Here is a 10,962-nt window from a genome sequence, read left to right as displayed (position 1 = left end):
TTAATTGCCCATGTACATGCCGCCGTTGACATGCAGCGTCTGGCCGGTGACATAGCCGCTTTCCTCGGCGGCAAGATACGCCACGGCAGCGGCCACGTCTTCCGGCTGACCAATGCTGCCGAACGGAATGTTGGCAAGGATGCTTTCCTTGATTTCTTCCGGCAGCTCGGTGGTCATGTCCGTGACAATATACCCTGGCGCAACGCAGTTGACCGTAATTTTACGCGAGGCCAGCTCTTTGGCCATAGATTTGGTCAAGCCGATCAAGCCGGCTTTTGCTGCTGCGTAGTTCACTTGGCCCGCGTTGCCGACGCAGCCGATCACCGAACTGATGTTGATGATCCGACCCCAGCGTTTCTTCATCATCCCGCGCATCGCTTCTTTCGAGCAGACAAACGCGCCCTTGAGATTGGTGTTCAGCACCGCGTCCCAGTCTTCGTCCTTCATCCGGGCCATCAGGCCGTCGCGGGTGATGCCTGCGTTGTTGATCAGTATATCAATTCCGCCGTGGTCTGTGGAAATTGTTTTTACTGCGTTCTGCACTGCCGCGCTGTCAGCCACGTCAAAGCCGATGACAAAGCCCTTGCCGCCAGCAGCGGTGATTTCCGCCAAGACTTCCTCAGCGGCAGCGGCCCGGCTGACGTAGTTGATACCCACATTCGCGCCCTGCGCTGCCAAGCGCAGGCAGATGGCTTTGCCTATGCCCCGGCTGCCGCCAGTGACTAATGCTGTTTTTCCTGCAAGTGTCATAGCCTGCGCTGCTCCCGTATTTTTTCTGTCAACAAGGGCAAGATTTCAAACAAATCGCCCACCAGTCCATAAGTGGCGAGGTCGAAGATCGGGGCCTTTTCGTCACGGTTGATGGCGACAATGGTTTCCGCCGATTGCATCCCGACCGTGTGCTGCACTGCGCCGGAAATGCCGCAGGCGATGTAGAGCTTCGGGCTGACCGTCTTGCCGGTTTGCCCGACTTGGCAGGGATAGCCAATCCAGCCTGCGTCCACAGCAGCCCGCGAGGCGGACACCGCGCCATTCAGTTCGATGGCCAGCTCGTGCAGCAGGGCAAAGCCTTTCTCATTCCCTAAGCCGCGCCCGCCGCTGACCAGCACTTCCTTTTCCTGAATATTTGCCTGCTGCTCCTGACTCAACACAGTTTCCAACACCTCGATGTTGGAGGCCAGCAGCTCCGGCGCAAGAGCAACCTTGATCACCTCACCGACGCGGGCGGCATCAGGTTGAGCCTGGGCCATGACATTTGGCCGCACCGTCGCCATCTGGGGCCGGGACTGCGGGCATTCAATCGTGGCCATGATGTTGCCGCCAAAGGCCGGGCGGGTTTGCAGCAAAACCCCGTCTTCGGCGCGGATGGCCAAGGCGGTGCAGTCGGCAGTCAGGCCCGCGCCCAACACATTCGCCACCTGCGGAATAACCGAGCGGCCAATGGCGGTCGCGCCCGCCAACACCACCTCCGGTTTATGCTGCACAATCAGATGCTCCAAGACCTTGCCGTACACATCCTCGCGGTACTGAGCAAGCGCGGGATCATCAGCGAGCAACACCTTGTCCGCGCCCGCAGCGATCAGCTCGGCGGCCTTGCTCTCGACATTGGCACCCAGCAGCACAGCGGTCAGCGCAGTGCCGCGCTGATCAGCCAGCTTTCTGCCGATGCCCAGCAGCTCGAAAGCCACTGGCGCAACCGCGCCGTGCCGAGCTTCGGCAAAGACCCAGATGCCAGACCACGCGGACAGGTCGTTCGGCGCGGCTTTGGCAGCGGTTTCAATGCGTAAGGCACCGGGTTCGCAGTTGTCCACGCAGGAGCCGCAGAGCTTGCAGCCATCGCCGACCACGGCAACGCCGTCCTTGAGGATGATGGCTCCAAAGGCGCAGTTGGCTTCGCAGACTCCGCAGCCGATACATAGGGTGGTGTCAACTATGAGCATAACGCTTTGCTATCAAGCCTCTTTCGGTAATAACCCGCAAGAATTTGCCTTAGAAATTAAATAATTCACAAAAGCAGAACATGAAACAATCATATACTTAGCTTCATCGAAACCGACATTGGGTTCATCCAAAATTGCATGTCGTATCCCGTCTTCATCGCTCGAATAACCGTATAACTTTGAAAAGCCCTGCTTCAACGCACCGTGCATATCTATTTTTTTACCAAGAATAGTTAAAGCACCATCTAATCCTTGAGAATCAGAGCCAGAGAGCTGTTTTGCAACTGATTCAACCGCGCTGATTGCTTCTTTTATTGCATTCCGATAATCTGGCTCAGGTCTTTTTCCAAACAGACTCAACGCAGTTTCAAAATGCTCGTTAGCACCAAGCAAACCTGTTCTCGCTGTTATCTGTATAGATTCAGATATTGCCTCTATTTCTAACGAATTTGAGATAGGAACTAACTTGCCTGATACGAAACGATAACCAGATAATTCTCTTTCTAAGGTAACATTATAATCTTTCTCTATATTTCTCCTGCATTTACTTGGGAAACGATCTAAAATAAACTCAATAAGATCATAGACAGAATACCATTTAATACTATAAAAATATTCTTTTATCCATGGAGTGCCAGGGAAGTCGACTAAATCAACAGGAGTTTTACGAAAATATAAAGCTATATCTTTAGCAAGAGGATGCCAAACGTCCCAACTGTGATATTTCTCGGTGTATTTTACGTTTTCACAACAGGAATAAACCGTATTCCAAAGAGAATTTCTTAAATCATCACTCATCTCCTTTGTCTGGATAACAGTTGATGGTGAGACTATCCCCATGCGTTCTGAAAATCTCTTGCTCACTACAATTCCGATAGGTTAATTAGCTTTTGCTTAACTTTTTCAAAATTGACTTGGCCAAGTTCTCGTTTATCTCAGTATGACGCGGAACAGGCTGCGACTGCTTCGTTTCTGGGTTTGTGTACCAGTCATGCGCTCCGCCATGCCTCACAAGGATACATCCCATTTCTTGGAGCAGTTTAATCAACTCTCTTCGCTTCATCAGGCAAGAACCAGTTCTTCCACTTTCCGAAGATATGGAACCTCGTCCGATTCAATATCATTCAGCAAGTCTTTCAGGTTAGCAATCAGCTCTTCCTTTGAATACCCCTGAGTCTGATAATCAGGATAATCGTTCAGATAGCCCAAATAGAACTCTCCGTCTTGCCAACAGGTATATTTGACTGTTCTCACAAACACCCCCTAATCTCCGCCACCAACTGACTCACCTGCTCCACCGCTGTGCCCTTTAACATCCTAAGTTTAAACAAATTTCACCTTAATGCGTTCTTTAACCCGCTCGAAATCTCTATCCATAGTCACAATCGTCAGGCCGTTCTCTTCAGCAACATTATACTGATACGAATCATCAAAATCTAAGTTGTATTTCTCTCTGACCTCAGCAATCTTCCCGTAGGATACGGACGACAAAGAAACAATATCAGCTTTCAGGAAAATATCTGTCGCGAATCTGCTGAAGGCGGCTTCTTTCTTTTTACGGAAAAGAATAACTCCTATTGAATGCAGAGAAAAATCAGAAATAACTATGCTGCCAGCGTTATCAGCTAAAACCTTCTTGCAGTCATCGGCTCTTTCCTGCAACAGGAGAACTTCCAAGAAGATATTCGTATCGAATAAATACATTATCTCCACTGCATTGCCTGATGCTGCAATTCAACAGAAGTATATTCATCCTTAAACTCAGACAACGCCCCTTCCCAGGCAGAAAAATCAAGCTGCTTTGCCTGATCTGCTTTTTCACTCTTCCTACGGGTCAGCAGGAAATCAATAAAATGCAAAACCTCACGCTTGAGATCATCAGGAAGCATGTTGATTTTCCGCTCTATCACCTGTGCGCTTGCATTCATAAATACCCCCTGATCTCCGCCACCAGCTGCGCCACCTGCTCCGCTGCCGTGCCGGAGAACATCCTCCGGTTACCGCGCGGCTCTGGCGAGAACACCCGCGCCACCTTGGTCGGCGAACCAGCCAAGCCGATGCACTGCGGCTCCGCTTGAATATCCGCAGCCGAGAGCACCTTGATTTCCGCCTTCTTCGCCTTCATCTTGCCCTTCAGCGAGGGCACCCGTGGCTCGTTGATGTCCTTGACCACGGTCAGCAAGGCAGGCAGCGGCAGCTGCACCACATCGTAGCCGTCATCCATCATTCGCTCGACCTGAAGAAACGTCGGCGTTGCCTCGCGGGTCTTCTGCACGCAGGTGACATAAGGCAGCTTCAGCCGCGCAGCCATGCCCGGCCCAACCTGCGCTGTGTCGCCGTCAATTGCCTGCTTGCCGCAGAGGATCAGATCAAACGTGCCCAAGCATTGCACAGCCTTGGCCAAGGTGTAGGAAGTCGCCCAGGTGTCCGCGCCCGCAAAGGCCCGGTCAGAGACCAGCACACCCTCGTCTGCGCCGCAGGCAATCGCCTCCAGCAGCACTTCTTTAGCCTGCGGCGGCCCCATAGACAGAGCCGTGACCGTGCCGCCGAGCTGCTCCTTCAAGCGCACTGCCTCTTCCAAGGCATGGCGGTCAAAGGGATTCATGATCGCAGCCACGCCTTCGCGGGCCAAGGTGTTGGTCTTGGGATCCAGACGCACGTCTTTGGCATCTGGCACCTGCTTGATGCAAACGATGATCTTCATGCGTATTCCCGGTTCAGTTCCTGGCCAATGACATTGCGCTGAATCTGGTTCGTGCCTTCATAGATTTGTAGTATCTTGGCATCGCGCATCATCTTTTCCACCGGATATTCTTTCATGTAGCCATAGCCGCCCATGACCTGCACCGCATCTGTCGTCACCTTCATGGCAGTGTCAGTGGCAAAGACCTTGCACATGGAGGAAATCTTGCTTGCGTCATCAGGATGCGCGTCAATGTGCCGGGCTGCGCCATAGACCAAGCCCCGTGCGGCCTCGGTCTGAATGGCCATGTCCGCGAGCATGTGCTGCACAGCTTGGAAGCTGATGATCGGCTTGCCGAACTGCACGCGCTGCTTGGCGTAGCGTGCCGCTTCATCCAGAGCAGCCTGCGCCAAGCCCACGCCCAAGCTGGCAATGCCGGGCCGGGACACATCCAAGGTCTTCATCACGGTGATGAAGCCGGTGCCCTTTCTGCCGATCAAGCGGTCTTTGGGAATCCGGCAGTCCTTCATCACCAGCTCGCAGGTGGCGGACGAGCGGATGCCCATCTTGTTTTCCTTCTTGCCGTAGGAGAAGCCGGGATCGCCGTCCTCAACCACAAACATCGAGGCCCCACGTATGCCTTTCTCCGGGTTGGTCAGGGCGATGACCGAATAAATCTGGGCCTCGCCGCCATTGGTGATCCACTGCTTGGTGCCATTGAGGATCCAGCAATCGCCGCCATCCACAGCGGTAGTGCGGATGCCTGCGGCATCGGAACCGGCATTAGCCTCAGTCAGGCCAAAAGCAGCCAGCTTTTTCCCTTCTGCCACCGCAGGCAGATACTTCTGTTTCAGCTCCTCGCTGCCGGAGATCAGAATCGGCAAAATGCCCAGACCGCAGGCGGCAAAGCTGGTGGCCACGCCAACGCAGCCACGGGCCAGCTCTTCCAAAGCGAGCACAATGTCAAAGATGCCGGTACCCATACCGCCGTAGGCTTCCGGCACCAGCACAGCAAACAAATCAGCCTTGGCGATGTCACGCAGCAGCTCGCTCGCAAACTCGTTGCGCTCGTCCAGCTCGGCCCGCTTGGGAATGATCTTTTCATTGGCCAGCTCGCGGGCGGTCTCTTGGATCATCCGCTGCCCTTCAGTCAGAAAATAGTCCACTGTGTTCTCCTTTGCTCGCAACAGTCTGCCATGCGCATGACTGTCTGAGACTCATGTACATGACCGTCTGAAACTCATGCACATGACTGCCGGACACTCATGTGCATGACCGTCTGAAACTCATGTGCATGACTGCCGGACAGTCATGCGCATGAAACCTTTGCGCTACCAGTCCAGCAGCATCGAACCCCAGGTGAAGCCGCCGCCGAAGGAGCAGAGCAGCAGCTTGCCGCCGCGATGCAGCCGACCTTCGCGCACTGCCTCGTCCAAGGCGATGGGAATGCTGGCTGCCGAGGTGTTGCCGTATTTATCAACGTTGCAGAAAATTTGCTCCGGCGACGCGCCCAGCCGTTCGGCAAGGTTGTCGAGGATGCGGATGTTGGCCTGATGGGGAATGATGAGCGAGAGGTCTTGGACAGCGAGCTGCTGCCGCTCCAGCAGCTGACGGACAACATCCTCCATTGCCCTGACGGCATATTTGAAAACATCGCGGCCTGACATCTGGATGACGCAGCCTTTGCTCTTCGGATCGAGCAGGTCAGGATTGGTGCTGGCCGGGCTGTCCATGTAGAGCAGATTCCACAGGCTGCCGTCAGAAAGCAGGCAGCTGTCAATGATGCCGCGCCCTTCCGCGCTGCCGACCACACAGGCACCGGCTCCGTCGCCGAAGAGGATGCAGGTGTTGCGGTCTTCCCAATCAACACGCGCCGAGAGCGTCTCCGAGCCGATCACCAGCACCTTCATGTTCGGACCAGCAGCAACGTATTTGCCTGCTACATCCAAGCCATAGAGAAAGCCGGAGCAGGCCGCGTTGAGGTCAAATGCGAAGGCCTTGGCTGCGCCCAGTTCCGCCTGGACAAAGCAGGCGCAGGAGGGCATCAGCATGTGCGGGCTGATAGTGGCGACAATGATCAGGCCAAGCTCGTCTGGCGTGACTCCGGCTGCCTCAAGGGCGCGGCGGGCGGCCTGCGCAGCAAGCTGGTAATTCTGCTCATCCGGCCCGGCGATGCGGCGGGTGCGGATGCCAGTGCGGGCAGTGATCCACTCATCCGAGGTCTCCACCATCCGCTCCAGCTCCGCATTGGTCAGTGCCCGTTCAGGCAGACAGGAGCCGGTGCCAAGCACTGCCGCCCGCCTCATGCCTGCACCGTTTCCTGCTGGAGATGACGGGTTATAGCCGTGTTGACTTGGCATTCGGCCATCTTCGCGGCTTCTTTAATCGCATTACAGATGGCAACCGCAGAGGATGTGCCGTGACAGATGATACCCACGCCGTTGATGCCGAGCAAAGGCGCACCGCCGTATTCGGCGTAGTCCACCCGCTTGCGGAAGGATTTGAAGGCCGGGCGGATGAAGATGGAAGCGAGGCTGGCTCCCAAAGACTTCTTAATCTCGGTCTTGAGCATCTGCTGAATGGCTTCTGCCAGTCCTTCGCTGATTTTAAGCACGATGTTGCCGACAAAGCCGTCGCAGACCACCACGTCCACGTCGCCGCTGAAGACATCGCGGCCTTCGACATTGCCGATGAAGTTCAGGCTGCTCGCCTTGAGCAGGTCATAGGCCTCCTTCACTGCCGCGTTGCCCTTGCCTGGCTCCTCGCCAATGCTGAGAAGACCGACGCGGGGATTGGCCCGTTTGAAGAGCAGATTGGAGCAGGCTGAGGCCATGACCGCGAACTGGTAGAGATGCTGCGGGCGGCAGTCCACATTGGCCCCGATGTCGGTCACCAAGACCGGCTCTTTGAGCGTGGGAAAGACACCGGCAATGCTGGGCCGGGAAATGCCCTTCAGCCGCCCCAGCTGGAGGATGGCGGCGGTCATGGTCGCGCCGGAATGCCCAGCAGAGACGAGCGCATCAGCACGGCCTTGCTTTACCAAGTCAAAGCCGACCATGATGGTGGAGTCCTTTTTCCGGCGCACCGAGTCCACCGCCGCTTCATCCATCGAGACAGTCTGCGGGGCATGAACGACAGAAAGGCGCGTCTCCGCGCCTTTGCCACGCCGGGCCAGCTCGGCCCGCAGCAGTTCCTCTGGGCCGAGCAGCAGCACCTCGATGCCCGGCAGCTGCTCGACCGCCTGGACGGCCCCGTCAATCAGCGGCCCGGCCCCCCGGTCGCCGCCCATCGCGTCAAGGGCTATTCTCACAGCGGCCTTTACGACAGCTCTTCGCCCAGCTGATAAATGGTTTTACCCTTGTACTTGCCGCAGCCGGAGCAGAGCTGATGCGGCATCTTCGGCTCATCGCAGTTCGGGCAGCGGCCCACGGACGGGGCAGTGAGAAAGTCGTGCGCCCGCCGCTTGTGGGTGCGGGAATAGGAATGTCTTCTCTTTGGCAAGGCCATGATGGTTCTCCTTGAAGCAGATGTCTCCGTCCTGAGGCAGGGCCGGAAGGGTTATTTTTTCTTCAATGCCGCCAGAACGGCAAAGGGGGAATTGCTTGTTTCAGACGCGCAGGCGCAGCCGCCGGAGTTGAGGTCGGCACCGCAGCCGGGGCAAAGTCCACGGCAGGTCGGCGAGCAGAGCTGCTTCACCGGCAGGCAGAGCAAGACCTGCTGGCGGAGAATGTCCTCCAAATCAGCCGCAGGCTCGTCCACCTGCACCACGTCTAATTCCGCCGCGCTGTCTAACTCCTTGACGCTCCAGTCCGCCTCCTCCGCGACTTCCAAGACCAAGCAGAAGTCGGTGTCCACAGGAAAATCGTAGTCGTTCAGGCAGCGGTCGCAGGTCAGGCGCAGGCCGGTGTGCAGGCTGCCGCGCACCTCGGTGCGGCTGTCGCCTTTGCGATGCAGCTCCAATTCAGCCTGCACCGAAGCGGCCCGGCGCAGACCGGCTTCAGCCAGCCATGCGTCGTCCGTGATGCTGTAACGGCTTCCGTTGGCGGGGATTTCTGCAAATGGAACTTTCACGATGGGCACCTGTCGTGCAGCGCGGCTGCGGGACACTAAAAAGTAAAATCATACACAAAAAAGCCTGCTCATGCCAAGAAAAAAAGCGCGGCCCGGCAGAAATGGCCTGCGCCGCCGTGTTTTTCCCTTGGCCGACGGCGGCGGATGCCGCTATGATAGGGGCCAGAACAGCGGCTCCCTTCGACTGCGCTCAGGGCACAAAGCGCATTCAGCAGCGTGCAGCTATCACACCAAAGGAAAAGAGCATGAAAAAAGGCGGCGGACAGGCGGCAGCCCCGGAGACGGTGGCGGAGTTTCTCGGCAAGATCATGCCCTTCAAGGAGCTTGCTCCTGAGACCATCCGGCAGGTGGCCCGGCAGGTCAAGATTGATTTCTTCCCCAAAGGCACCAAGCTGCTGCAAGCGGGCAAGAGCGAGATCAACTATCTCTATCTGATCCAGCAGGGCGGGGTGAAGTCCTTCATCATCGACGACGAGGGCGCAGTGACGCTCAAGGACTACCGGGGCGAGGGCGACTACATCGGCGCGCTGGGCATCATCCGGGGTGCGCTCGCCAATCTCGACGTGGAGACGGTGGAGGACACCTTCTGCTTCCTTTTGCCGAAAGCGGTGTTCCTTGAGCTTATCAACAGCCAGCCCGGCTTCTCTCAGTATTACCTCAAGAGCTTCTCCGAGAAGGTGGTGGCCGCAGCCTACAGCGAGCTGCGGCGGCACCGCATGGGCCGGAGCAGCGACAGCAACCTGCATCTTTTCTCCATTCAGGTCGGCGACATCATCCGGCAGGCACCGCGCAAAATCGCCGCTGACGCAAGCATCCGCGAGGCCGCCGGCAGAATGGCCGAGTTCCGCGTGGCCTCGCTGCTCATCCACGAGCCGGGCGACGAGGAGAAGATTGTCGGCATCGTCACAGACCGCGACCTGCGCAACAAGGTGCTGGCGCCGGGCCGCGACTCCGGCGAGCCGATCCGGGCGGTGATGTCCTCGCCAGTCGCCACAGTGCTGTCGGAATCCACCTGCTTTGACGCGCTGCTGAAGATGATGTCCACCTCCATCCATCATTTAGCTGTGGAGCGGGCGGAGCGGATCATCGGCGTGATCACCTCGCACGACATCGCCTTGCTGCAAGGCCATGCCCCGTATTCTCTGTTCAAGGAAATAGGCAGGCAGCAGCGGATTGAAGGCCTGCATCCGCTCTCGCGCAAAATCCCGGAGATGATCCGCAATCTGATCCGCGAGGGAGCGCGGGCCGGGCACATCTCACGAATGATCTCCATCCTCAACGATCAAATTTTGGAGCAGCTGCTCACCCTGCTGGAAGAGGAGCTGGGGCCGCCGCCGGTGGATTACTGCTGGCTGCTGATGGGATCCGAGGGACGGCGCGAGCAGACCTTCCGCACTGATCAGGACAACGCCATCATCTACGAAGACCCGGCGGACGCGGCGCAGGCCAAGGAATGCGAGGCGTATTTCTCCCGTTTCGCCCGCAAGGCGATTGATCATCTGGTGCAGTGCGGTTATCCGCTCTGTCCGGGCGGGATTATGGCCGTCAATCCGAAATGGTGTCAGCCGCTTTCGATCTGGAAGGACTATTTCACCCGCTGGACAGCAACTCCTGAGCCGGAGGAAGTGCTCAACGCCACCATTTTCTTCGACTTCCGGCCTGGTTTCGGCAAAGCCGCGCTGGCGGACGAGCTGCGCCAGCATCTGCATCTGCTGACACGGAAAAGCGAGCTGTATCTGCTTCATCTGGCCAGACAGTGCCTCTCTGCCAAGGCACCGCTGTCCTTTTTCAAAAATTTCATTGTTGAAAAAGACGGCGAGCACAAGAACAAGCTCGACATCAAGGTGCAGGGAATCACCCCGTTTGTCAATTTCGCCAGAATTCTGGCCTTACGAAACAGTATCCGCGAGACCAACACCTTGGCTCGTCTGCATGTGCTGGCGCAGGAAAAGCTCATCAGCAGCGAGCTGTGGAATGAGACGGTTGATGCCTATGAAATGCAGATGCAGATGCGCTTGGTGCATCAGCTCAATCAGATTGAGGCCGATTCTGAACCGGACAATCACATTGCGCCTGCGGATTTGACCGATATTGACCGGCGGCTGCTCCGTGATGCCTTTGAGCTGATTGACCGGCTGCACAACGCCCTGAAAACGCTCTATCCCTCCCTCTGAGAGCCAGCATGTTCGCTTTTCTCCGCACGTTGTTCCAACGGCCTGAGCTGCATCCGGTCTTGCTGGAAAACCGCCGTCGTTTTGCTGAGTTTGA

14 protein-coding genes are annotated in these 10,962 nt (G+C 56.8%); 1 reads left to right on the top strand and 13 read right to left on the bottom strand.

Annotation, left to right across the window (positions count from 1 at the left end; translation table 11 throughout):
• The 13 genes from fabG to ACNKID_RS06850 form a co-directional block, all read right to left on the bottom strand.
• Nucleotides 1-750, bottom strand: coding sequence for a 3-oxoacyl-[acyl-carrier-protein] reductase (fabG, locus tag ACNKID_RS06910; protein WP_417912705.1), 750 nt, complete (start codon nucleotides 748-750; stop codon nucleotides 1-3).
• Nucleotides 747-1,940 carry an FAD-binding protein gene (locus ACNKID_RS06905; protein ID WP_417912704.1) on the bottom strand — a complete coding sequence of 398 codons (1,194 nt, stop codon included), beginning with the start codon at nucleotides 1,938-1,940 and terminating at the stop codon, nucleotides 747-749. Before ACNKID_RS06905 ends, fabG begins: the two co-directional genes overlap by 4 nt.
• Nucleotides 1,941-1,952: 12 nt before the next feature.
• Complete coding sequence (locus tag ACNKID_RS06900; protein WP_417912703.1) at nucleotides 1,953-2,804, bottom strand: AbiJ-NTD4 domain-containing protein; 852 nt, start codon at nucleotides 2,802-2,804, stop codon at nucleotides 1,953-1,955.
• Nucleotides 2,805-2,823: 19 nt separating this feature from the next.
• Complete coding sequence (locus ACNKID_RS06895; protein WP_417912702.1) at nucleotides 2,824-3,003, bottom strand: type II toxin-antitoxin system HicA family toxin; 180 nt, start codon at nucleotides 3,001-3,003, stop codon at nucleotides 2,824-2,826.
• Nucleotides 3,003-3,149 carry a type II toxin-antitoxin system HicB family antitoxin gene (locus ACNKID_RS06890; RefSeq protein WP_417912701.1) on the bottom strand — a complete coding sequence of 49 codons (147 nt, stop codon included), beginning with the start codon at nucleotides 3,147-3,149 and terminating at the stop codon, nucleotides 3,003-3,005. Before ACNKID_RS06890 ends, ACNKID_RS06895 begins: the two co-directional genes overlap by 1 nt.
• A gap of 114 nt (nucleotides 3,150-3,263) precedes the next feature.
• Entirely contained in the window at nucleotides 3,264-3,644 is a 381-nt protein-coding gene (locus tag ACNKID_RS06885) for a type II toxin-antitoxin system VapC family toxin (protein WP_417912700.1), read from the bottom strand.
• Complete coding sequence (locus ACNKID_RS06880; RefSeq protein WP_417912699.1) at nucleotides 3,644-3,868, bottom strand: DUF2281 domain-containing protein; 225 nt, start codon at nucleotides 3,866-3,868, stop codon at nucleotides 3,644-3,646. Before ACNKID_RS06880 ends, ACNKID_RS06885 begins: the two co-directional genes overlap by 1 nt.
• A complete protein-coding gene (locus ACNKID_RS06875; protein ID WP_417912698.1) occupies nucleotides 3,865-4,644 on the bottom strand; it encodes an electron transfer flavoprotein subunit beta/FixA family protein in 780 nt (259 codons plus the stop codon). The genes ACNKID_RS06880 and ACNKID_RS06875 overlap by 4 nt, the downstream gene beginning before the upstream one ends.
• Nucleotides 4,641-5,789 (bottom strand): acyl-CoA dehydrogenase family protein, encoded by a 1,149-nt coding sequence (locus tag ACNKID_RS06870; RefSeq protein WP_417912697.1) that lies wholly within the window; start codon nucleotides 5,787-5,789, stop codon nucleotides 4,641-4,643. Before ACNKID_RS06870 ends, ACNKID_RS06875 begins: the two co-directional genes overlap by 4 nt.
• A 165-nt stretch (nucleotides 5,790-5,954) precedes the next feature.
• Complete coding sequence (locus ACNKID_RS06865; protein WP_417912696.1) at nucleotides 5,955-6,929, bottom strand: beta-ketoacyl-ACP synthase III; 975 nt, start codon at nucleotides 6,927-6,929, stop codon at nucleotides 5,955-5,957.
• Nucleotides 6,926-7,933, bottom strand: a complete 1,008-nt coding sequence (gene plsX, locus ACNKID_RS06860) for a phosphate acyltransferase PlsX (protein ID WP_417912695.1) — start codon at nucleotides 7,931-7,933, stop codon at nucleotides 6,926-6,928. The genes ACNKID_RS06865 and plsX overlap by 4 nt, the downstream gene beginning before the upstream one ends.
• Nucleotides 7,934-7,941: 8 nt before the next feature.
• The gene (gene rpmF / locus ACNKID_RS06855) at nucleotides 7,942-8,130 is read right to left on the bottom strand and encodes a 50S ribosomal protein L32 (protein WP_417912694.1); all 189 of its coding nucleotides are present in this window, start codon (nucleotides 8,128-8,130) and stop codon (nucleotides 7,942-7,944) included.
• A 51-nt stretch (nucleotides 8,131-8,181) separates the two neighbouring features.
• Nucleotides 8,182-8,694 carry a YceD family protein gene (locus ACNKID_RS06850; protein ID WP_417912693.1) on the bottom strand — a complete coding sequence of 171 codons (513 nt, stop codon included), beginning with the start codon at nucleotides 8,692-8,694 and terminating at the stop codon, nucleotides 8,182-8,184.
• Between the two features lie 245 nt (nucleotides 8,695-8,939).
• Here ACNKID_RS06850 and ACNKID_RS06845 point away from each other — a divergent pair, with 245 nt between their 5' ends.
• Nucleotides 8,940-10,868 carry a DUF294 nucleotidyltransferase-like domain-containing protein gene (locus ACNKID_RS06845; protein WP_417912692.1) on the top strand — a complete coding sequence of 643 codons (1,929 nt, stop codon included), beginning with the start codon at nucleotides 8,940-8,942 and terminating at the stop codon, nucleotides 10,866-10,868.
• Nucleotides 10,869-10,962: the final 94 nt, after the last annotated feature.

This window comes from Candidatus Electronema sp. TJ, assembly GCF_048287355.1.
GTDB lineage: Bacteria > Desulfobacterota > Desulfobulbia > Desulfobulbales > Desulfobulbaceae > Electronema.
Note: the sequence above shows the minus strand (reverse complement) of the source record. Positions and strands in the feature narration are given on the sequence as shown.